Origin of the sequence: Cedecea davisae, assembly GCF_044095835.1 — a bacterium.
In the GTDB taxonomy this organism is placed as follows: domain Bacteria; phylum Pseudomonadota; class Gammaproteobacteria; order Enterobacterales; family Enterobacteriaceae; genus Cedecea; species Cedecea davisae.
In genome coordinates this window covers 719438-741969 of the sequence record NZ_CP172054.1, presented here as the reverse complement: position 1 = coordinate 741969, position 22532 = coordinate 719438, and the positions used below count along the sequence as shown (strand labels likewise).

Here is a 22532-nt window from a genome sequence, read left to right as displayed (position 1 = left end):
AGCGCCTAACCGCGCCTGCTTTTGCCGAGTCCGGCTACGTTACGCCGAATTCCTGCCAAAAAAACCGGATATTTCCGGGTTATGCCAGCTCGCCGCGCACTAAGGGCACAAAACGAACGGCTTCTACAGTGTCGATAGAAAATTCATTCCCGTGGCGGCGAATCCGCTTCAACAGCTGATTCTCGTCGCCCACGGGTAAAACCAAAATCCCGCCGTCTTTTAGCTGAGACAGCAGGGCCGAAGGAACTTCCGGCGGTGCCGCCGTCACAATGATAGCGTCAAACGGAGCTTTCGCCTGCCAGCCCTGCCAGCCATCGCCGTGACGGGTAGAAATATTGTGCAAGTCGAGCTGCTTCAGGCGACGCCGGGCGTGCCATTGCAGCCCCTTTATACGCTCAACCGAACAGACATGCGCAACCAGATGCGCCAGAATCGCGGTCTGGTAGCCGGAGCCGGTGCCAATCTCCAGCACTTTCGAGTCCGGCTCTAGCGCCAGCAGCTCGGTCATCCTCGCCACCATATAAGGCTGCGAGATAGTCTGACCAGAGCCAATCGGTAACGCGGTATTTTCCCAGGCTTTGTGTTCAAACGCTTCATCGACAAATTTCTCGCGCGGTACCTGCGCGATAGCCTCAAGAACATTTTCGTCCTTGATGCCCTGGGCACGTAATTGATCGAGAAGGGTTTGTACGCGTCTGCTTACCATTGCGCCTCAACTCCGGCTTTCGCCAGCCAGTGGCCTACGACTTCCTGGGCGCTATGGGCGGTTAAATCAACGTGCAGCGGCGTGACCGAAACATAGCCTTCATCTACCGCGGCAAAATCGGTATCCGGCGCGGCATCGAGTTTTTCACCCGGCGGCCCAATCCAGTAGAGCGTATTACCGCGTGGATCTTCCTGAGGAATAACCTGGTCTGACGGATGGCGGCTGCCGCAGCGGGTAACGCGGATACCTTTGATTTGATCGAGCGGTAAATCAGGCACGTTGATGTTGAGAATACGGCCGGTGCGCAAGGGTTCACGCGCCAGCGCCCGCAGAATAGTGCAGGTAACCGCCGCAGCCGTTTCATAATGTTCGTGGCCGTTAAGCGACACGGCAAGGGCGGGGAAGCCTAAATGCCGCCCTTCCATCGCCGCCGCAACGGTGCCGGAATAAATGACGTCATCCCCAAGATTGGGGCCCGCGTTAATGCCCGACACCACGATATCCGGGCGCGGGTGCATAAGCGCGTTAACGCCCAAATAGACACAGTCCGTCGGCGTGCCCATCTGAACCGAAATATCCCCGTTGGCGAGGGTAAAAGTCCTGAGCGATGACTCAAGCGTGAGCGAGTTTGATGCGCCGCTGCGGTTTCTATCCGGCGCGACAACCTGCACCTCGGCAAACTCTCGCAGCGCTTTAGCCAGCGTCTGGATCCCAGGCGCATAGACTCCATCATCGTTACTCAGCAATATTCGCATAATCACCCGATGTATTCATGAGTTCCCTGACAACGCTGGTGGCGAAGCTACCGGCCGGGAGCCAGAAGTTCAGCTCAACGGTCACATCATCCCACCAGTTCCAGCTTAATTCTTTTGCCTGCACCAGCATGGCGCGGCGTGCAGCTTCAACGCGTTCGCGGTTCAACAAGCCGAGCAAAACGCCCTCTTCCGCCACGCATTGCTGCTCAAATTCCAGCGCGGCATTCTTCGTGCCCCATTCGCCGTCGCCCGGCAGCGGCGCGGTTATCAGCAGTTCGCCGTCGTCCACGCGCTGTTGCAAGGTCGGGAGTTCTTCCGGGGTCGCAACAAACCAGCTGCCGCGTCCTGCCAATTGTAGCGCATCGCCATCAACAACTTGATTAAAGTCTGGTTTTTTCAGGCGCTGGCTAACAATCTGATTAAACAACGCGCTGCGGGCCGCCGACAACCAAAAACTGCGTTTATTTCTGTCGCGCAGCGGCGCATTGCTTTCCGCCCAGCGCCTCGCCTGATGCAGGTTATTACCGCCGATGCCAAAACGCTGGCTGCCGAAATAGTTCGGGACGCCCAGCTTAGCAATCGCCTGCAGGCGCTGTTCCATTTCATTACGATCGCTAACCTCACGCAGCACCAGGGTAAAGCGATTTCCCTGAAGCGCGCCTAAACGCAGCTTGCGGCGATGGCGGGCAAACTCCAGCACTTTGCAGCCTTCCAGCTCAAAGGCGCTCATGTCCGGCATCTCTTTGCCCGGCAGCCGCACGCAGAACCACTGTTCGGTCACGGCATGCTTATCTTTTTGCCCCGCAAAACTGACTTCACGGGCGTGAACCTTGAGGAACTTTGCCAGCGCATCGGCAACGGACCGGGTATTGCAGCCGGTTTTCAGGATGCGCAGCAGCAGGTGCTCGCCTTCGCCGTCCGGGCCGAAGCCGAGGTCTTCAATAACGACGAAATCTTCCGGACTGGCTTTAATCACGCCGGTGCCCTGCGGCTTACCGTGCAGCCACGTCAGGTTTTGCATATCCATTACTTGCCAGCCTTATGCAGCAGCGCTACCGCTTCACAGGCAATACCTTCCCCGCGCCCGGTAAAACCAAGTTTTTCGGTGGTGGTCGCTTTGACGTTAACATCGTCCATATGACAGCCGAGATCTTCGGCGATAAACACGCGCATCTGAGGGATGTGCGGTGCCATTTTCGGCGCCTGAGCAATAATAGTGACGTCAACGTTGCCCAGGGTGAAGCCCTTAGCCTGAATACGGCGCCACGCCTCACGCAGCAGCTCGCGGCTATCGGCACCTTTAAACGCCGGGTCGGTGTCCGGGAATAACTTGCCGATATCCCCCAGTGCGGCCGCGCCCAGGAGCGCATCGGTCAATGCGTGCAAAGCGACATCACCGTCGGAATGGGCCAGCAGCCCTTTTTCAAACGGGACACGAACGCCGCCAATAATAATCGGGCCAACGCCGCCAAAAGCATGAACATCAAAACCGTGTCCGATACGCATTATAAATTCTCCGTTTGGGTTAACCGCGTAAGATAGAAAGCCGCCAGCGCAAGATCCTCAGGGCGAGTCACCTTGATATTATCAGCACGGGCGCTAATCAGTGCCGGATGGAAGCCACAATATTCCAGCGCCGAGGCTTCATCGGTTATGGTTGCGCCTTCATCCAGGGCGCGCAGCAGGCAGCTGCGCAGAAGTTCGAGCGGGAAAAGCTGCGGCGTCAGGGCGTGCCAGAGGTCTTCTCTGTCCACCGTGTGGGCAATTAACGCTTTGCCCGGCTCGCCACGTTTCATGGTATCCCGCACGGGGGCGGCAAGAATACCGCCGACTTTACTGGTGGCCGTGATAGACAGCAGATTTTCCAAATCGTCCTGATGCAGGCACGGGCGGGCGGCGTCATGCACCAGCACCCATTCAGCATTTCCAGCGGCCTGTAAACCGGCCAGCACGGAGTCCGCACGCTGACCGCCGCCAGTAACAACCCTGACGCGCGGATGTACCGCAAGCGGCAGGGAAGAAAAGTGGGTGTCGTTGGGGCTAATGGCGACGATAACCTGGCCAACGCGCGGGTGGGCCATCAGGCTGGCTACCGCGTGTTCAAGAATCGTTTTATCGCCGATATGTAGATACTGCTTAGGACATTCCGTTTGCATACGGCTGCCGATACCGGCCGCCGGTACCACGGCAATTACGTCCGGGGAGGAGTCTGCCATGTCTTTCACTTATTCTGAGTTATCGATTATTTTGCCCGGCGCCGCTGTTGTTGCCGCTGGCCGCGCGTTTGGAGGCATCAGGCACCAGGCGGTAGAAAGTCTCTCCCGGCTTGGTCATGCTGAGTTCATTACGAGCGCGCTCTTCAATCGCTTCCTGGCCGCCGTTGAGGTCGTCAATTTCGGCAAAAAGCTGATCGTTACGAGATTTTAATTTGGCATTGGTTGCCTGCTGCGCAGCGACATCTTCGCTGACGCGCGTGTAATCGTGTACGCCGTTTTTTCCGAACCACAGCGAATATTGGAGCCAGACCAGCAAGGCCAGCAACAGCAGCGTTAGTTTACCCATCCAGCCCCCTGAAAAACGGCACAATCATCCCACAACTTTTTCTTTGACTCCACTGCGGCAAGCAACCCTGCCCGCCAAACCGCGGCAGAATTTACCACATAACGAGAACGCATGCGCGATTGCAGCAAGTTTAGCTTAACGTTGACCATAAATAGTCTGTTACGGTTTGACGCAGTTCTGCACGGCTATCCCATCAGCCACATGAACAGAACGCCGAACATCAGCGCCACGCAGAGCAGCGTGGCAAAGCAGCTGAACAACAGCTTGCCGCGCAGCAGGGAATGTACTGCTATCCCAACGACGACCGCTACCGGCATCAGCGCCAGGAAAAATGGCCAGGTGTAGAGGAAGAAGAAAAGCGTGTTGGGGCCATACACCAGAAAGGGAATACCTAGCGCCAGCAGCCACGACAAAAAGCCGATGAACGCCCCGGGGAGTGACCAGGTTGTTTCCTCGACCGTCGGGCTGGTTTCAGCCTGAGAAATAACGATATTCGTGCCGTTGCGCATAACTGATTTCATAACCCTGATGGCCGGAAGCGTTATGCCTCCGGGCGTCTTCAGCAATTGATGATATCGTCGCGACGCAGCAGGTCTAATATTTGGGCCACTAAATTTGTTACTAATTGTTCGCCATCTAAGTGAATTTCAGCCGCCAACGGCGCCTCATACGCCGAGTCGATGCCGGTAAAATTCTTCAGTTCACCGGCTCGAGCCTTCTTGTAGAGGCCCTTCGGATCGCGGGTTTCACAAATCTCCAGCGGCGTATCCACGAAGACTTCGTAAAAGCGCCCTTCCCCTACTCGCTCCCTCACCATTTGGCGCTCAGCGCGGTGCGGAGAGATAAACGCACTCAGCACCAGCAGCCCAGCGTCAACCATCAGGCCGGCGACTTCGCCAACCCGGCGAATATTCTCTTTGCGGTCTTCATCGCTAAAACCCAGGTCGCTGCATAACCCGTGACGCACATTGTCGCCATCAAGTAGATAAGTGCTAACGCCAAGCTGATGCAGCGCCTGTTCCAGCGCGCCAGCCACGGTTGATTTCCCCGAGCCGGACAGGCCGGTAAACCACAGCACCGCCCCGCGGTGCTGATTCAGAGCTTCACGCTGCTCGCGGGTTACCGGGTGCGCATGCCAGACCACGTTTTCATCATGGTCGGCCATTATTTGCCTCCCAGCAGGTCACGCGCGCCCCAGTGCGGGAAGTGGCGGCGAACCAGAGCGTTAAGTTCAATTTCAAACGCGCTGTAAGCCGAAGGCTCCTGATAAACGTCTTCCTGCGGCTCACGCACCATACCGGCTCCCACGGTCACGTTGCTCAGGCGGTCAATGAAGATAAGCCCGCCGGTCACCGGGTTAGCCTGGTATTTGTCGAGCACCAGAGGCTCGTCAAAAGTCAGGTCAACAAGTCCGATGCCGTTCAGCGGCAGGCTTTCCACCACGCGCTGGGTAAGGGAGTTGATTTCAACCTGATAGTGAATATTGTCGACGCGAGCGCGGGTTTTCTTCCCGGCGATTTTAATGTCGAAGCTTTGGCCCGGCACCAGCGGCTGTTCCGCCATCCATACCACGTCAACTTTAGCGCTTTGCACCGCAACCAGCGGTTCGGCTACGTCGACTACCAGGTCGCCACGGCTGATATCGATTTCATCTTTCAGCACCAGGGTAATGGCTTCTCCGGCGCTGGCTTGTTGCAAATCTCCATCAAAAGTAACGATTCTCGCCACCGCAGATTCCACGCCTGACGGCAGGACTTTAACCCGCTGCCCCACGCTGACCGTGCCGGAGGCTAAAGTGCCCGCATAGCCACGGAAGTCCAGATTAGGGCGATTTACATATTGCACCGGGAAGCGCATCGGCTGCTGCTCCACGCCGCGAATAATTTCTACCGTCTCCAGCACTTGCAGCAGCGTCGGGCCGGTATACCACGGCATCTGGCTGCTCGAGCTTGCAACGTTATCCCCTTCCAGGGCCGAAAGCGGCACAAAGCGGATATCAAGATCGGCAGGCAGCTGCTGGGCGAAGGTGAGGTAATCCTGTTTGATCTGCTCGAAGGTCTGCTCGCTGAAAGCAACCAGATCCATTTTATTGATAGCCACCACCAGATGTTTGATCCCCAGCAGCGTCGAGATAAAACTGTGGCGACGGGTTTGATCCAATACGCCTTTACGGGCATCGATCAGCAGGATCGCCAACTCACAGGTGGACGCTCCGGTCGCCATATTACGGGTGTACTGCTCGTGCCCCGGCGTATCGGCGATGATGAATTTGCGCTTTTCAGTGGAGAAATAGCGGTAGGCGACATCGATGGTTATGCCCTGCTCGCGCTCGGCCTGAAGGCCGTCCACCAGCAAAGCCAGATCGAGCTTTTCGCCCTGCGTCCCGTGGCGCTTGCTGTCGGTATGCAAGGAAGAGAGCTGATCTTCATAAATCTGGCGCGTGTCGTGCAGCAGGCGGCCAATCAGGGTGCTTTTGCCGTCATCAACGCTGCCGCAGGTCAGAAAACGCAGCAGGCTTTTGTGCTGCTGGGCGTGCAGGTACGCTTCCACGCCGCCTTCGTCAGCGATTTGTTGTGCAATAGTGGTATTCATCTGGCGGCTCCTTAGAAATAACCCTGGCGTTTTTTCAGCTCCATGGAGCCGGCCTGGTCGCGGTCAATCATGCGTCCCTGGCGTTCACTGGTCGTCGAAACCAGCATCTCTTCGATTATCTCCGGCAGCGTCTGCGCGGTAGACTCAACCGCGCCGGTCAGCGGCCAGCAGCCCAGAGTACGGAAGCGCACCATACGTTGCTCAATCACTTCTCCCGGCTGCAGATCGATGCGATCGTCGTCAATCATCATCAACATGCCGTCACGCTCCAGCACCGGGCGCGGCGCGGCGAGATAGAGCGGAACGATATCGATATTTTCCAGGTAGATGTACTGCCAGATATCCAGCTCGGTCCAGTTAGAGAGCGGGAATACACGAATGCTTTCGCCCTTATTAACCTGACCGTTGTAGTTGTGCCATAGCTCCGGACGCTGGTTTTTCGGGTCCCAGCGATGGAAGCGGTCGCGGAAGGAGTAAATACGCTCTTTCGCCCGGGACTTCTCTTCGTCACGACGAGCGCCACCAAATGCGGCATCAAAACCATATTTATTGAGCGCCTGCTTCAGCCCTTCGGTTTTCATGATGTCGGTATGTTTGGCGCTGCCGTGCACAAACGGGTTAATCCCCATCGCCACGCCTTCCGGGTTGCGGTGAACGATAAGCTCACAGCCGTAGGCTTTAGCGGTGCGGTCGCGGAATTCGTACATTTCACGGAACTTCCAGCCGGTGTCTACGTGCAGCAGCGGGAACGGCAGCGTACCTGGATAGAACGCTTTACGGGCCAAATGCAGCATCACCGAAGAGTCTTTACCGATGGAGTACATCATTACCGGATTGGAAAATTCGGCGGCGACCTCGCGGATAATATGGATGCTTTCAGCCTCCAGTTGCCGCAAGTGAGTAAGTCTTTTTTGGTCCATAACCTTCCCTTAAGCCAGATACGCCGCGGCCGGTCGTGGCAGCCGCCTGAGTTTTAATCTAAGGGGACTATAAGTCTTGCGCTTATTTGTTATGAAATTACGAATTGGAATGACTAGTTCCGCAAAGGAATAACGCCATGGCAAAGCTCACAACAAATTGTGCTTAACAGGCCGTTTTTTCGGGGGTTTAAGAGCAAATGAAATTGTTTAACCTCGCTCACAGTTTCATACTAATAGCGCGAAAAAACTCGCCTCCAAGAATGATTAATAAGGACGTAATATGCTTTCCGCATTGCGCTGCTCGGTGATTTCCCTGGCGCTGGGCGCGTGCTTTACCTTTTCTGCCGTGGCAAAGACCGCGCAGCCCGGCGACATCGCCGACCAGCAAATCAGACACATCGCCACCTATTTTCCCGGCCGAATGACCGGCAGCCCCGCAGAAATGCTGGCGGCGGACTACATTCAGCAACAGTTTAAATCCTGGGGCTACCAGAGCGACATTCGCCAGTTCAATACCCGCTATCTCTACACCACCAAAGCAGGGCATCAAAACTGGCACAACGTCAGTACCAGCAGCGTAATTGCGGCGCGCGAAGGCAAGCTTCCGCAGCAGATAATTATTATGGCGCACCTGGACACCTATACGCCGCTCAACGACAAAGATGTCGATAACAATCTTGGCGGCCTGACTTTGCAGGGCGTTGACGATAACGCATCCGGACTGGGCGTCATGCTCGAGCTCGCCGAACGCATGAAGGATATGCCACTCCGCTACGGCATTCGCTTTATTGCAACCAGCGGCGAAGAAATTGGCTCGCTGGGGGCGAAGAATATCCTTGAGCGCATGAGTAAAGAAGAGAAGGCTAACACTCTGCTGGTGATCAATCTCGATAGCCTGATTGTCGGCGATAAACTCTACTTCAATAGCGGGCAGTCAACGCCCGCCGCCGTGCGTAAGCTGAGCCGCGACAGAGCCTTAACGATTGCTCACCGGGCCGGTATTCAGGCCGCCACCAATCCGGGGATGAATGTTAAATACCCGAAAGGCACCGGCTGCTGCGGCGACGCAGAGGTTTTTGATAAAGCAGGGATCCCGGTGCTGACCGTTGAGGCGACTAACTGGCTGCTGGGGGCCAAAGATGGTTATCAGCAGCGCAGCAAAAACAAAGCGTTCCCGCACGGCACCAGCTGGCATAACGCGACCATTGATAACCTGGAATATCTGGATAAAGCCCTGCCGGGGAGAATTAAGCGGCGCAGCCACGATGTCGTTCGTATCCTGCTGCCGCTGGTGAGTGAGTTATCCGGGGCCGGGAAGTAATTTCTTAGTCGCCCCTTCTGGTGTAAAGGGCTGCTTTACTCGTGCAGCCCGCACTCGCGCTTCAGGCCAAAGAAGCGAGTCTCTTCTTCCGCCATGCCCGGCTCCCATTTGCGGGTAGTATGCGTATCGCCAACCGACAGATAGCCCTGGTCCCAGAGCGGGTGGTACTTCAGCCCGTGCTCGGTTAGATACTGGTAAACCGTACGGTTATCCCAGTCGATAATCGGCAGGATTTTAAACACTTCACGCTGCACCGCCAGCACCGGCAGGTGTGCGCGGCTCCCTGACTGTTCACGACGCAGGCCGGCAAACCAGGTTTGCGCCCCGAGGGTTGCCATTGCGCGGTTCATCGGCTCGACTTTGTTGATGTCGTTATAGCGTTCAATACCTTCCACGCCCTGCTCCCACAGTTTGCCGTAACGCGCTTCCTGCCACGCAGGGCTTTCTGCCGCCCGGAACACCTGTAGATTCAGCTTCAGCTTCTCGGTCAGCTCATCGATAAACTGATAAGTTTCCGGGAACAGGTAGCCGGTATCGGTAAGAATGACGGGAATATCCGGGCGCTGCCGGGTAACAAGATGAAGACAAACCGCAGCCTGGATACCAAAGCTCGAGGAGAGAACGAACTCGCCGGGCAGATTGTCCAGCGCCCAGCTAACGCGCTCCTGAGCGCTGAGTTTTTCCAGTTGAGCGTTCACCCCGGCGAGCGCCATTACGCGCTCAACCTTTGGCAGTTCGTTCAGCGCTTTTAAATCGAGTCCGGACATACGTGCCTCGCTTAGTGATAGATGACCCTCACCCCGGCCCTCTCCCTGGAAGGGAGAGGGGGAAATCGAATTATTCCCTCGCCCCTTTGGGCTGAGGGGGAAATCGAATTATTCCCTCGCCCCTTTGGGCTGAGGGGGAAATCGAATTATTCCCTCGCCCCTTTGGGCTGAGGGGAAAACCGAATTATCCCCTCGCCCCTTTGGGCTGAGGGGAAAACCGAATTATCCCCTCGCCCCTTTGGGGAGAGGGTTAGGGTGAGGGGAAAAACTAGTCCCACAAATCTCTGGCAGGATCGAGCACGGGGCGAACAATCCCGGCGCGCACGGTGAAATCACCAAAGCCTTCATCGGCCTCACGCTCTTTCGCCCAGCGGCCTACCAGCTCATCAATTGAACTGAGGATCTCCGGCTCGGTAATGTTTTCACGGTACATACGCGGAATTCTCGTCCCGATGCGGTTGCCGCCAACGTGCAGGTTATAGCGCCCTGGCGCTTTACCCACCAGGCCAATTTCCGCCAGCAACGCGCGGCCACAGCCGTTCGGGCAGCCGGTAACTCGCGTCACAATGTGCTCATCCGGTACGTTGTGTTTGTCCAGCACCTGCTCGACTTTGGTAACGAACTCCGGCAGGAAGCGTTCGGCCTCAGCCATCGCCAGCGGGCAGGTTGGAAACGCCACGCAGGCCATTGAGTTTTCACGCTGAGGCGTGACCGCATTCATCAGGCCGTGCACGGTTGCCAGCTTCTCAATTTTAGCTTTTTCGCTTTCCGGCACGCCCGCGACGATCAGGTTCTGATTCGCGGTCAGGCGGAAGTCGCCTTTGTGGATCTGAGCTATTTTCAGCAGGCCGGTTTTCAGCGGGCGATCCGGGTAATCGAGAATACGGCCATTTTCGATAAACAGCGTCAGGTGCCATTTATCATCAATGCCTTTTACCCAGCCGATACGGTCGCCGCGGCCGGTAAATTCGTAGGCTCGGGTCGCTTCAAACTTGATGCCGGCCCGGCGCTCCACCTCGGCCTTAAACACATCCACGCCAACGCGCTCAAGGGTGTATTTGGTCTTGGCATTTTTACGGTCGGTACGGTTTCCCCAGTCACGCTGGGTTGTTACCACGGCTTCTGCTACCGCCAGCGTGTGCTCCAGCGGAATATAGCCAAACTCGCTCGCGGTGCGGGCGTAGGTATTTTTGTTGCCGTGCTCAATCGAAAGACCGCCGCCGACCAGCAGGTTAAACCCTACCAGTTTGCCGTTTTCAGCAATGGCGATAAAGTTCATGTCGTTGGCGTGCAGATCCACGTCATTCTGCGGCGGGATAACCACCGTCGTTTTGAACTTACGCGGCAGATAAGTTGCCCCCAGGATCGGCTCTTCGTCGGTGGTGGCGACTTTTTCTTTATCCCACCAGATTTCCGCATAGGCGCGAGTACGCGGCAGAAGGTGCTCGGAGAGTTTCTTCGCCCATTCGTAAGCTTCCTGATGCAGTTCGGACTCCACCGGATTAGAAGTACAAAGCACGTTACGGTTTACGTCATTGGCGGTTGCCAGGGCGTCCAGCCCGACTTCATGCAGCATTTCATGCGCCGGTTTCACGTTCTTTTTCAGAATGCCGTGGAACTGGAAAGTCTGGCGGTTGGTCAGGCGAATGCTGCCGTAGATAGTTTTATCTTCGGCAAACTTATCAATAGCCTGCCACTGCTGAGTGGTGATAATCCCCCCCGGCAGACGGCAGCGCAGCATCATCGCGTGACGCGGCTCCAGCTTTTGTTCAGCACGCTCGGCGCGAATGTCGCGGTCATCCTGCTGGTACATGCCGTGAAAGCGGATCAGCAGGAAGTTATCGCCGTTAAAACCGCCGGTCAGGCCGTCCTGCAGGTCTTCTTTAATTGTGCCGCGCAGGAAATCGCTATCGCGTTTCAGCCGTTCGGCGTCAACCAGTTTTCCTTCGACCACCAGAGGGCCAGGGTGTTTTTCGCTCATTAGTAGACATCTCGCTGATAACGGCGCTCAACGCGCAGCTCACTTAAAAACTCATCCGCCGCTTCGGTGTCCATGCCACCGTGGACGGAAACCACTTCCAGTAAAGCCTGCTCAACGTCCTTCGCCATGCGATTGGCGTCGCCGCAGACATAAATGTGGGCGCCTTCCTGAATCCAGCTCCACAGTTCCGCGCCTTTCTCGCGCAGTTTGTCTTGTACGTATATTTTATGCTGCTGGTCGCGGGACCAGGCCAGGTCTATGTTGGTCAGCAGGCCGTCTTTAACGTAGCGCTGCCACTCCACCTGGTAGAGAAAATCTTCGGTAAAGTGCGGGTTGCCGAAGAACAACCAGTTCTTGCCGCTGGCGCCTTCGCTGTCGCGCTGCTGAATAAAAGCGCGGAACGGCGCGATGCCGGTACCGGGCCCAATCATGATGACCGGCGTTTCCGGGCTTGCGGGCAGGCGGAAATTGTCGTTGTGCTCGATGAACACACGCACTTCGCCGTCTTCTTCCAGACGATCGGCCAGGAAGCCAGAAGCCCCGCCGCTGCGGGCGCGCCCTTCAATTTCATAACGTACCGCGCCGACGGTAATGTGTACTTCGCTCTCCGCTTCCGCCTGAGAAGAAGCGATAGAATAGAGGCGTGGAGTCAGCGGGCGCAGCAGGCCGATAAGCTGCTCAGCCGTCAGTTCGGCTGGCGCATAACGCGCCATATCCACAATCGGCGTAGTTTGAGCATAGTGCTGTAATTTCGCTTTATCACCCACCAGCTCCAGCAGCGCGGGGTTGCGGGTCAACTGAGCGTAGTTCTCCACAATATTGGCGGTGTTTACCGTCAGCTCGAAGTGCCATTGCAGGGCTTCGCTCAGCGGCAGCGTTTTACCGCCAACGGTGACGCTTTCATCGCCCTTCAGCCACAGCAATTCGGTCAACTCTTTGACTAACGCAGGATCGTTTTGATACCAGACGCCAAGCGCATCGCCGGGCTGGTAGCGCAAGCCGGAATCGCCAAGATCGATTTCGACGTGGCGCACGTCTTTATCGGAATCGCGGCCGGTAATTTTCTGGTTAACTGCAAGCGTGGCGGTTAGCGGCGATTCTTTGCTGTAGGGGCTGGTGAAAATTTCATTGCTTGCTCCGCTCGCCGTGGCCGCAGCCTGCGCGGGGGTTTCGGCAGGAACGCGAGACTTCAGTAGCTCAACGATTTTGCCACGCCATTCCTGCGCGGCAGGCTGATATTCCACGTCGGTATCAACTCTCTCCAGCAGGCGTTCCCCGCCCAGCTCGGCCAGCTTACTGTCGAAGTCTTTACCTGACTGGCAGAAGAATTCGTAAGAGCTGTCGCCGAGGCCAAAGACCGCAAACGCGGTGCCGTCGAGTTTTGGCGCTTTTTTCGAGAACAGGAATTTGTGCAGGGCAACGGCTTCTTCCGGCGGCTCCCCTTCACCCTGAGTTGAGCTCACGACAATCAGCAGTTTTTCCTGGGCAATTTGTTTGAATTTATAGTCGCCAGCATTAACCAGATTGACGTTCAGTTTGGCCGCCAGTAAATCATCACGCAGCTGCTCGCTCACGCGGCGCGCGTTGCCCGTCTGCGAGGCGGAAATCAGCGTGATGGCCGGAGCCTCAGCCGCCGGGGCCGGGGCCGCTACGCCCGCAACCGCACCCGGCTGCTGGTTAATCATTCCCCAGAAATAGCCGGACAACCAGGCCAGTTGGGTGGTTGAAAAATCAGTGGTCGCCGCCTGAAGGCGCGCCAGCTGGTCCGGAGTGAGCGGCAGTAAAGCGCTCGGTGGGGCCTGAGTTGTCATGCGTATTTAGCTTCCAGTAGCAAAGGCAAAAAAAGGGCTTACAGACTGTAATGAGTCAAGGTTAACCAGCAGGTTATCAACAATTAAAGAAGGGATGGAAATAATAAATAACTAAAACGACTAATCGTTTTTTCAGGTAAATCATAGTGTTAAAAGCGATTAATTAACTAACTGATGACAAAGGGGTTTTCGCCAGTTAACCGTTGGTTACACAGCGTAGCCGCCCGATGCCGGGTTTAGTTAATGCGAAAAATAACCTATTCCGCTATCATGCTGCGGTTTTTCGAATTCCAGAGAGTTGAATGATGTCCACCACCCTGTTTAAAGATTTTACCTTCGAAGCCGCTCACCACCTGCCCAATGTACCGGAAGGCCACAAATGCGGTCGCCTGCACGGCCACTCCTTTATGGTGCGCCTGGAAATTACCGGCGAGGTGGATCCGCATACCGGCTGGATAATCGACTTCTCCGAGTTGAAAGCGGCATTTAAGCCAACTTACGATCGCCTCGATCACTATTATCTGAACGATATTCCGGGGCTGGAAAATCCAACCAGCGAAGTGTTGGCAAAATGGATTTGGGATCAGATGAAGCCCGTTATGCCGCTGCTCAGCGCGGTGATGATTAAAGAAACCTGCACCGCTGGCTGCGTCTACCGCGGGTAAAAAGAAAGGCACCAGACGGTGCCTTTTTACTATGCGATATTCAGGTATTTGTGCGTCTGCATCGACAGCCGCCAGTTGCGGGCAATACAGGTTTCGATGCACAGGCGCGTAGCATCTTCTTTCTGGCTTATCGGCTGAAGCGCGATAATACGGCTCTTTTCATCCGTCAGCGTCGCCAGCAGGTCATCCAGCGCTTCAATATCACGCATGCGGCCCACCGGATGTTTGATTTCATCCGCGCGTTCCAGCGCCTGAGACAGGATGTCGTAGCCGCCGCGCATGTTCACCTTCGGGGAAACCGTCACCCAGGTGTTGGCGCTACAGCGGACTTCATGCGTACCGCTGGTTTCTATCTGGCAGCTAAAACCGTTTTTCTCCAGCAGTTCCGTTAGCGGGGTCAGGTCGTGAATGCAAGGCTCGCCGCCGGTTATCACGACGTGGCGTGCGGTGTAGCCCTGGCGGCCAATAACGGCCAGCAGATCTTCGGCGCTGCCCGCGCCCCATTTATCGCTTTCTTTGGTTTTTGCCAGGATGCTGAACAGCGAAACTTCACGATCCGCGAGCTTATCCCAGGTGTGTTTGGTGTCGCACCAGGCGCAGCCTACCGGGCAACCTTGCAGGCGAATAAAAATGGCCGGCACGCCGGTAAAATAGCCTTCCCCTTGCAGGGTCTGGAACATCTCGTTAATCGGGTACTGCATAATTATCTCAGTCATAGTCACAAAAAGTAATTATCGCAGAACTGGCGATTGAGATCATGCCTAATGCGGCTGCGGGGCGCAGCAGGTACAGAAGGGAATCGAATATCTAACAGAAGGCCGGGGTTACCCCGGCCTTCTGCGCTATTTTTTACATTTAAAATCAATCACCATACGGCCTTTGATTTTTCCGCTCTCCATCTCATGGAAAATGGTATTGATGTCTTCCAACGGGCGCAGCGTTACCTTCGGCGTCACTTTCCCTTCAGCCGCAAACTGGAAGGCTTCGGTGAGGTCCTGACGAGTGCCGACCAGAGAACCCACTACTTCAATGCCGTCCAGCACCAGGCGAGGGATGTTCAGGCTCATCGACTCAGGCGGCAGGCCAACGGCAACAATACGTGCACCCGCGCGAACCGCATCCACAGCAGAGTTGAACGCCGCTTTAGCAACCGCAGTAACCACGGCAGCGTGCGCACCGCCGGTTTTCTCCTGAATAATTTTTGCCGCGTCTTCATTACGCGAGTTAATCACCAGATCCGCCCCGCTCTCTTTGGCAAATTCAAGCTGAGCGTCGTTGACGTCGATAGCAATAACTTTGGCGTTAAACACATTTTTAGCGTATTGCAGCGCAAGGTTACCCAAACCACCAAGACCGTAAATCGCAATCCATTGGCCCGGTTTAATATGGGAAACTTTCACCGCTTTATAAGTGGTCACTCCGGCGCAGGTGATGCTGCTGGCTTCCGCTGAAGCTAAGCCGTCCGGTACTTTTACAGCATAGTCGGCAACTACAATACACTCTTCCGCCATGCCGCCATCGACGGTGTAACCAGCGTTGGTTACGCTGCGGCACAGGGTTTCATTGCCAGAGTTACAGTATTCGCAGTGCCCGCATCCCCGGAAGAACCAGGCCACGCTTGCGCGGTCGCCGACCTTCAGCGAAGCAACGCCAGGCCCGATGGCCTTAACGATACCAATTCCTTCATGTCCCAGGGTTGTCCCGGTTACATCGCCAAAATCACCATTCTTAACATGTAAATCGGTGTGGCAAACGCCACAGCATTCCATCGTTAGCAACGCTTCACCGTGCGCCAGGGCGCGCATTGGCTTGTCGATAATCTCTACGGAATGATCCTTGCTTACAACGGCAGCTTTCATGGGCGGTCTCCTGACCTGTAGTTAATGACCCACTTAGCCTGGCCTGGTCTGCAAGCGGGCGCAACCGATAAGATTTAATTAAGCATTTGATGTGAAAGGTTTTAACATTCAGGCGAAAAAAAACCCGCCGAAGCGGGTTTTTATCAGAACCTAAAGAGGCAGTAAGAAATTACTGACCTTTAACTTCTTTCAGACCGTTGAACGGTGCTGGAGTACCTTGTGCTGCCAGAGCTTCTTCGATACGAATCAGCTGGTTGTATTTAGCAACACGGTCAGAACGGCTCATAGAACCGGTTTTGATCTGGCCTGCAGCGGTACCAACAGCCAGGTCGGCAATGGTAGCGTCTTCGGTTTCGCCTGAACGGTGAGAGATAACTGCGGTGTAGCCAGCATCTTTCGCCATTTTAATTGCAGCCAGAGTTTCGGTCAGGGAACCGATCTGGTTGAATTTGATCAGGATGGAGTTAACGATACCTTTTTCGATACCTTCTTTCAGGATCTTGGTGTTGGTTACGAACAGATCGTCACCAACCAGCTGGATTTTGTCGCCCAGTACTTTGGTCTGGTATGCGAAACCAGCCCAGTCAGATTCGTCCAGACCGTCTTCGATAGAAACGATTGGGTAATCTTTGGTCAGGTTTTCCAGGAAGTGAGTGAACTCTTCAGAGGTAAACGCTTTGTTGCCTTCGCCGGCCAGAACGTATTTACCGTCTTTGTAGAATTCAGAAGCCGCACAGTCCATAGCCAGAGTAACGTCTTTACCCAGCTCGTAGCCTGCTGCTTTAACCGCTTCAGCGATTACAGCCAGCGCTTCTGCGTTAGAACCCAGGTTAGGCGCGTAGCCGCCTTCGTCACCAACAGCAGTGTTCATGCCTTTGGATTTCAGAACTTTAGCCAGGTTATGGAAAACTTCAGAACCGATGCGTACCGCTTCTTTCAGGGTTTTCGCGCCAACAGGCTGGATCATGAACTCCTGGATATCAACGTTGTTGTCAGCGTGTTCGCCGCCGTTGATGATGTTCATCATAGGCAGAGGCATAGAGTATTTGCCCGGAGTGCCGTTCAGTTCAGCGATGTGTGCATACAGCGGCAGGCCTTTAGAGGCAGCAGCAGCTTTAGCAGCAGCCAGAGAAACAGCCAGGATGGCGTTAGCGCCAAACTTGGATTTGTTCTCGGTACCATCGAGGTCGATCATGATCTTATCGATGTTAGCCTGGTCTTTAGCATCTTTGCCAAGCACGGCTTCAGCGATCGGGCCGTTAACAGCAGCAACAGCTTTCAGTACGCCTTTACCCATGAAACGAGATTTGTCGCCATCGCGCAGTTCCAGAGCTTCGCGGGAACCGGTAGAAGCACCTGATGGAGCAGCAGCCAGACCTACGAAACCGCCTTCCAGGTGAACTTCGGCTTCAACAGTCGGGTTACCGCGGGAGTCGATGATTTCACGACCGATCACTTTCACAATTTTGGACATATAGGTTTTCCTCAAGTCACAACGTTAAACTAAAACTCCAGACAAACAACGCGCGATGATATCGCGCGTTGCCGTTCTAACTCTGCTTACTTCGCCTGGCGTTTCTGGTACTCACCGGCGGCTTTCACGAAGCCTGCAAACAGTGGGTGCCCGTCGCGCGGAGTCGAAGTGAATTCCGGGTGGAACTGGCAGGCAACAAACCACGGATGATTTGGCACCTCAATGATTTCCACCAGTTGGTCATCACCGGAACGACCTGCAACACGTAAACCAGCTGCTTCAATCGGTTTCAACAGCATGTTGTTGACTTCATAGCGATGGCGATGGCGTTCAACGATAGTCGACTCACCGTACATCTGACGAACCAGGCTGTCGTCGCTCAGCTGGCAAGGCTGACCACCCAGGCGCATGGTGCCGCCTAAATCGCTCTTCTCGCTGCGAACTTCTACGTTGCCTTCTTCATCGCGCCACTCGGTTATCAGCGCAACCACAGGGTACTTACAGTCTGGCACAAATTCGGTGGAGTTGGCGTTAGCCATACCCGCCACGTTACGAGCGAACTCGATAAGCGCGACCTGCATACCCAGGCAAATGCCCAGATAAGGGATGTTGTTTTCACGGGCATAGCGCGCGGTGGCGATTTTGCCCTCAACGCCGCGATAGCCGAAACCGCCAGGGATAAGGATAGCATCCAGGCCTTTCAGCAGCTCTACGCCGCGGGTTTCAACATCCTGCGAATCAATCAGCTTGATGTTCACGGTCAGACGATTTTTCAGCCCGCCGTGCTTCAGCGCTTCAATCACCGACTTATAGGCATCCGGCAGTTCAATATACTTGCCGACCATACCGATGGTGATTTCGCCCGTTGGGTTAGCTTCTTCGTAGATAACCTGTTCCCATTCAGCCAGATTGGCTTCAGGCGCGTTCAAGCTGAATCGTTTACAAATATAATCGTCCAGCCCCTGTGATTTCAACAGGCCTGGAATTTTATAGATAGAATCGACGTCTTTCAGAGAGATTACCGCTTTCTCCGGGACGTTACAGAACAATGCAATCTTGGCGCGTTCGTTAGCCGGTACGACACGGTCTGAACGGCAGATAAGCACGTCTGGCTGGATACCAATGGAGAGCAGTTCTTTAACGGAGTGCTGGGTCGGCTTGGTTTTCACTTCACCGGCTGCGGCCATGTAAGGCACCAGCGTCAGATGCATGTAGAGGGTGTGCTCGCGGCCCACTTCTACCGCCATCTGGCGAATCGCTTCAAGGAACGGCAGGGATTCGATGTCGCCGACGGTGCCGCCGATTTCTACCAGCACCACGTCGTGACCTTCGCCACCTTCCAGAATACGTTCTTTAATGGCGTTGGTGATGTGCGGGATAACCTGCACGGTCGCGCCAAGATAGTCACCACGGCGCTCTTTACGCAGTACGTCAGAGTAGATACGGCCGGTGGTGAAGTTGTTACGGCGGCTCATCTTGTTACGGATAAAACGCTCGTAGTGACCCAAATCGAGGTCGGTTTCAGCGCCGTCTTCTGTAACGAACACTTCCCCATGCTGGATAGGGCTCATGGTACCCGGATCGACGTTGATGTACGGATCGAGTTTCATGATGGATACGTTGAGGCCACGGGCTTCAAGAATAGCTGCGAGGGAGGCTGCGGCAATGCCTTTACCCAGAGAGGATACGACCCCGCCGGTCACAAAAATATAGTTCGTTGTCATGCTGAACCTGAGAAGTTAGGTTTAAAGACGATGGAATAACCAGGACGGGAAAGTAGTATACCCGAACAGCATGGGCGCCACAAACATTCATTCTGTTCCGCGGATTTCAATCCGGCACCACAGTCAGGCTAAGAAAATAGCCTGACTGCAATAAATGTTTTTGACGTAAATCAAGCGCTTGTTAAATAGAAAGCGCCAGAAAGTGCGTTTGGTAGCAAAAACGCTTTAGATATCAGTTTCCTGGCGTTTCACTTCTTGCCACGCATTTTCCATAACTTCCAGTCCCGCCTGCTCCATTGCCAGGCCCTGGGCGGCAACAATCGCCTCCACTTTCCGAAAACGTGCTTCAAATTTCCGGTTAGCTTTTTGCAATGCGACTTCCGCTTTGGTGCCTAAATGGCGGGCCAGATTGACGGTAGCGAACAGTAAATCGCCAACTTCTTCTTCCAGTTTGGCTTCATCCACGACGGCCTGTTTTGCTTCAAACATGACTTCGTCGATCTCTTCGTGAACTTTATCCAGCACCGGGCCCAGCGTGGTCCAGTCAAAACCGACATTGGAGCAGCGTTTCTGGATTTTTTGCGCACGCATCAGCGCCGGAAGCGCTTCGGGAATATCGTCCAGCGCCGAGTGCTGAGCCTTCTGCGCACGCTCTTCAATTTTGATCTGTTCCCACTTCGCCAGGACTTCGCTGCTGGTCGCGGCGTCGCCGTCGGCGAAGATATGCGGATGGCGGCGCTCAAGCTTATCGCTGATTGCCCGGCAGATATCTTCGAAGTTAAAACGATCTTCTTCCTCGGCCATCCGGGCGTAAAACACCACCTGGAACAGCAGATCGCCAAGCTCGCCGCGCAGATCGTCAAAATCTTCGCGGTTGATAGCGTCGAGCACTTCATAGGTTTCTTCGAGGGTGTGGGGGGCAATGGTGGCGAATGTCTGCTCGCGATCCCACGGGCAGCCGTTTTCAGGATCACGCAGGCGCTGCATGATGCCGAGCAGGCGGTCGATTTGAGTCATTATCATTCCTTGTTTTTTACCCTCACCCAGACCCCTCCCTAAAGGGAGAGGAGGCTGGATCGAGTAGAATTGCTCGCCTCCGCTCCTCCGGGAAGAGGAGCGGAGTGAGGGGCAATAAATTAGCCGTGCAGCCTGCGGGCATCGATAATATCCGGCACCTGGTTCAGCTTGCCGAGTACGCGGCCCAGCACCTGTAGATTGTAGATTTCGATCGTCATATCGATGGTTGCCAGCTGCTGTTTGGTATCGCTGCGGCTGGCGACGCCCAGCACGTTAACCTTCTCGTTCGCCAGAATAGTCGTAATGTCTCGCAGCAGGCCGCTGCGGTCATTGGCCGTAACGCGCACCACCAGCGAGTAACCGCTGGAATAGCTTTCGCCCCAGACTGCATCAACAATACGCTCCGGCGCGTGAGACTGTAGTTCTGCGAGCTGATCACAGTCGGCGCGGTGAATCGAAATGCCCCGGCCCTGGGTAATAAAGCCGACAATCTCATCACCCGGGATCGGCTGGCAGCAGCGCGCAATGTGGTGCATCAGATTCCCAACGCCCTCAACCACGACGCGGCCATTATCTTTACTGCTGTGCGACTGTGGAGCGTAGGTTTTTTGCTTCAACTGGCGCAGCGCGGCGGCATCCTGCTCTTCGGCGCTTGGCTTATTAAACTGCGCCTGCAGGTAGTTACTCATCTGGTTGAGACGAATGTCGCCCCCGCCGATGGCCGCCAGTAACTCTTCAATTTCATTGAAGTTGTAGCGCGGCAGCAGGGTTTTCTCCGCCTCTTTCAGGCTGATTCCCAGGTGTTCAATTTCGTCATCGAGGATCTGACGACCGGCGAGAATATTTTTATCTCTGTCCTGCTTGCGGAACCAGTTGTGGATTTTCGCCCGCCCGCGGCTGGTGGTGATATAGCCGAGGTTAGGGTTCAGCCAGTCGCGGCTCGGGTTTGGCTGTTTCTGGGTAATGACCTCAATCTGGTCGCCCATTTGCAGCTGGTAGGTGAACGGCACGATACGCCCGCCAATCTTAGCCCCAATACAGCGGTGACCAACATCACTGTGGATGTGATAGGCAAAGTCGAGCGGCGTGGAGCCAGCGGGCAGGTCCACAACGTCACCTTTCGGGGTAAACACGTAAACCCGATCGTCGAACACCTGGCTGCGAACTTCGTCGAGCATCTCGCCGGAGTCGGACATCTCTTCCTGCCAGGCAATCAGCTTACGCAGCCAGGCAATGCGATCTTCATAACCGGAGCTGCCGCTGCGCGCGTTCCCTTCTTTGTACTTCCAGTGCGCGGCAACGCCCAGCTCCGACTCTTCGTGCATCTGCCGGGTACGGATCTGGATTTCAATCGTCTTGCCGTTCGGGCCAAGCACCACGGTATGAATCGACTGGTAGCCGTTGGGTTTGGGGTTCGCAACGTAGTCGTCGAACTCGTCCGGCAGGTGGCGGAAATGCGTATGCACAATACCCAACGCCGCGTAGCAGTCTTGCAGGCGCTCGGCGACGATACGCACCGCGCGCACGTCAAACAGTTCATCAAACGCCAGATGCTTTTTCTGCATTTTGCGCCAGATGCTGTAGATATGTTTTGGGCGGCCATAAACTTCGGCTTTCACGCCCTCTTCTTTCATCGAACTGCGCAGCCCAGCCACAAAATCATCGATGTAGTGTTCGCGATCGATACGGCGTTCGTGCAGCAACTGGGCAATGCGCTTGTATTCATCCGGGTGCAGGTAGCGGAAGCAGTAATCTTCCAGCTCCCACTTGAGCTGGCCGATGCCCAGTCGGTTAGCGAGCGGCGCATAGATATTGGTACACTCTTTGGCCGCCAGCACGCGTTCGTCTTCCGGCGCGTCCTTCACTTCTCGCAGATGCGCAATACGTTCGGCAAGTTTGATGACCACGCAGCGGAAATCATCCACCATCGCCAGCAGCATGCGGCGGACGTTATCCACCTGGTCTGAGGAAACGGAGTCCGTGTGGGTCGCTTTAAGATGGCGAATCGCGTCCATATCGCGCACGCCGTGGATAAGCGTCACCACCTGCTTGCCGATATTTTCCAGCATCACCTCTTCGCTAACGACGCCCGCGTCCGCCAGCGGGAACAGCAGCGCCGCGCGCAGGGTGTCGTTATCCATACTCAGCATCGAGAGGATTTCGACCATTTCAACACCGCGCCACAGCAGCAGCTCGGCATCAGGATGGCCTTTGGTCTGGCGCTCACAATACGCCCAGGTTTCGGCTAAGCGTTCACACGACTGCTGGTTGGAAATCCCGAGGCTTGCAATCCATTTTTCGGGCGCAAATTCGCCAGCTTTGTTGAGATGTGCACTTCTTACCGCAACCATTATCCTCTCCTGTCGGGCCAAAATTCA

Annotated in this window: 21 protein-coding genes; 2 read left to right on the top strand and 19 right to left on the bottom strand. The window is 55.3% G+C overall.

The annotated features are described in order from the left end of the window. Positions 1-79: 79 nt before the first annotated feature. The 10 genes from ACG1VR_RS04005 to cysD form a co-directional block, all read right to left on the bottom strand. Positions 80-706: a protein-L-isoaspartate(D-aspartate) O-methyltransferase gene (locus ACG1VR_RS04005; RefSeq protein ID WP_172569093.1), complete on the bottom strand. Its 627-nt coding sequence runs from the start codon at positions 704-706 to the stop codon at positions 80-82. Further along, complete coding sequence (surE, locus tag ACG1VR_RS04000; protein ID WP_172569092.1) at positions 700-1461, bottom strand: 5'/3'-nucleotidase SurE; 762 nt, start codon at positions 1459-1461, stop codon at positions 700-702. The genes ACG1VR_RS04005 and surE overlap by 7 nt, the downstream gene beginning before the upstream one ends. Next, the gene (truD, locus tag ACG1VR_RS03995) at positions 1442-2488 is read right to left on the bottom strand and encodes a tRNA pseudouridine(13) synthase TruD (RefSeq protein ID WP_016537991.1); all 1047 of its coding nucleotides are present in this window, start codon (positions 2486-2488) and stop codon (positions 1442-1444) included. The genes surE and truD overlap by 20 nt, the downstream gene beginning before the upstream one ends. Then, positions 2488-2967 carry a 2-C-methyl-D-erythritol 2,4-cyclodiphosphate synthase gene (gene ispF / locus ACG1VR_RS03990; RefSeq protein WP_016537992.1) on the bottom strand — a complete coding sequence of 160 codons (480 nt, stop codon included), beginning with the start codon at positions 2965-2967 and terminating at the stop codon, positions 2488-2490. The genes truD and ispF overlap by 1 nt, the downstream gene beginning before the upstream one ends. Next, a complete protein-coding gene (gene ispD, locus ACG1VR_RS03985) occupies positions 2967-3677 on the bottom strand; it encodes a 2-C-methyl-D-erythritol 4-phosphate cytidylyltransferase (protein WP_395490262.1) in 711 nt (236 codons plus the stop codon). Before ispD ends, ispF begins: the two co-directional genes overlap by 1 nt. Positions 3678-3696: 19 nt before the next feature. Continuing rightward, a complete protein-coding gene (ftsB, locus tag ACG1VR_RS03980; RefSeq protein ID WP_016537994.1) occupies positions 3697-4023 on the bottom strand; it encodes a cell division protein FtsB in 327 nt (108 codons plus the stop codon). A 185-nt stretch (positions 4024-4208) separates the two neighbouring features. Beyond that, complete coding sequence (locus ACG1VR_RS03975) at positions 4209-4532, bottom strand: DUF3561 family protein (RefSeq protein ID WP_039899424.1); 324 nt, start codon at positions 4530-4532, stop codon at positions 4209-4211. Positions 4533-4582: 50 nt separating this feature from the next. Beyond that, on the bottom strand, positions 4583-5188 hold the full coding sequence (gene cysC / locus ACG1VR_RS03970) for an adenylyl-sulfate kinase (RefSeq protein WP_227318192.1): 606 nt from the start codon (positions 5186-5188) through the stop codon (positions 4583-4585). Next, positions 5188-6615, bottom strand: a complete 1428-nt coding sequence (gene cysN / locus ACG1VR_RS03965) for a sulfate adenylyltransferase subunit CysN (protein WP_016537998.1) — start codon at positions 6613-6615, stop codon at positions 5188-5190. Before cysN ends, cysC begins: the two co-directional genes overlap by 1 nt. An 11-nt stretch (positions 6616-6626) precedes the next feature. Further along, positions 6627-7535 carry a sulfate adenylyltransferase subunit CysD gene (gene cysD / locus ACG1VR_RS03960; RefSeq protein WP_016537999.1) on the bottom strand — a complete coding sequence of 303 codons (909 nt, stop codon included), beginning with the start codon at positions 7533-7535 and terminating at the stop codon, positions 6627-6629. A 280-nt stretch (positions 7536-7815) separates the two neighbouring features. Here cysD and ACG1VR_RS03955 point away from each other — a divergent pair, with 280 nt between their 5' ends. Then, positions 7816-8856 (top strand): aminopeptidase, encoded by a 1041-nt coding sequence (locus ACG1VR_RS03955; protein ID WP_395490261.1) that lies wholly within the window; start codon positions 7816-7818, stop codon positions 8854-8856. Between the two features lie 35 nt (positions 8857-8891). Here ACG1VR_RS03955 and cysH read toward each other — a convergent pair whose 3' ends face one another. From cysH to cysJ, 3 genes are all read right to left on the bottom strand, one after another. Continuing rightward, complete coding sequence (cysH, locus tag ACG1VR_RS03950) at positions 8892-9623, bottom strand: phosphoadenosine phosphosulfate reductase (RefSeq protein ID WP_395490260.1); 732 nt, start codon at positions 9621-9623, stop codon at positions 8892-8894. A gap of 268 nt (positions 9624-9891) precedes the next feature. Beyond that, positions 9892-11604: an assimilatory sulfite reductase (NADPH) hemoprotein subunit gene (cysI, locus tag ACG1VR_RS03945; RefSeq protein ID WP_395490259.1), complete on the bottom strand. Its 1713-nt coding sequence runs from the start codon at positions 11602-11604 to the stop codon at positions 9892-9894. Next, positions 11604-13415: an NADPH-dependent assimilatory sulfite reductase flavoprotein subunit gene (gene cysJ, locus ACG1VR_RS03940; protein ID WP_395490258.1), complete on the bottom strand. Its 1812-nt coding sequence runs from the start codon at positions 13413-13415 to the stop codon at positions 11604-11606. The genes cysI and cysJ overlap by 1 nt, the downstream gene beginning before the upstream one ends. Positions 13416-13717: 302 nt before the next feature. Between cysJ and queD the strand changes: the two genes are divergently transcribed. Further along, a complete protein-coding gene (queD, locus tag ACG1VR_RS03935) occupies positions 13718-14080 on the top strand; it encodes a 6-carboxytetrahydropterin synthase QueD (protein ID WP_016538004.1) in 363 nt (120 codons plus the stop codon). Positions 14081-14109: 29 nt separating this feature from the next. On the opposite strand, the gene queE is transcribed toward queD, so the two are convergent. The 6 genes from queE to relA form a co-directional block, all read right to left on the bottom strand. Next, positions 14110-14781 (bottom strand): 7-carboxy-7-deazaguanine synthase QueE, encoded by a 672-nt coding sequence (queE, locus tag ACG1VR_RS03930; RefSeq protein ID WP_039898739.1) that lies wholly within the window; start codon positions 14779-14781, stop codon positions 14110-14112. Positions 14782-14922: 141 nt separating this feature from the next. Next, complete coding sequence (gene adhP / locus ACG1VR_RS03925; RefSeq protein WP_395490257.1) at positions 14923-15939, bottom strand: alcohol dehydrogenase AdhP; 1017 nt, start codon at positions 15937-15939, stop codon at positions 14923-14925. Positions 15940-16108: 169 nt separating this feature from the next. Next, the gene (eno, locus tag ACG1VR_RS03920) at positions 16109-17413 is read right to left on the bottom strand and encodes a phosphopyruvate hydratase (protein ID WP_016538007.1); all 1305 of its coding nucleotides are present in this window, start codon (positions 17411-17413) and stop codon (positions 16109-16111) included. An 86-nt stretch (positions 17414-17499) separates the two neighbouring features. Beyond that, positions 17500-19137, bottom strand: coding sequence for a glutamine hydrolyzing CTP synthase (gene pyrG / locus ACG1VR_RS03915; protein WP_016538008.1), 1638 nt, complete (start codon positions 19135-19137; stop codon positions 17500-17502). Positions 19138-19362: 225 nt separating this feature from the next. Beyond that, the gene (mazG, locus tag ACG1VR_RS03910; RefSeq protein WP_216374297.1) at positions 19363-20154 is read right to left on the bottom strand and encodes a nucleoside triphosphate pyrophosphohydrolase; all 792 of its coding nucleotides are present in this window, start codon (positions 20152-20154) and stop codon (positions 19363-19365) included. A gap of 119 nt (positions 20155-20273) precedes the next feature. Then, on the bottom strand, positions 20274-22505 hold the full coding sequence (relA, locus tag ACG1VR_RS03905) for a GTP diphosphokinase (RefSeq protein ID WP_016538010.1): 2232 nt from the start codon (positions 22503-22505) through the stop codon (positions 20274-20276). Positions 22506-22532 lie beyond the last annotated feature (27 nt).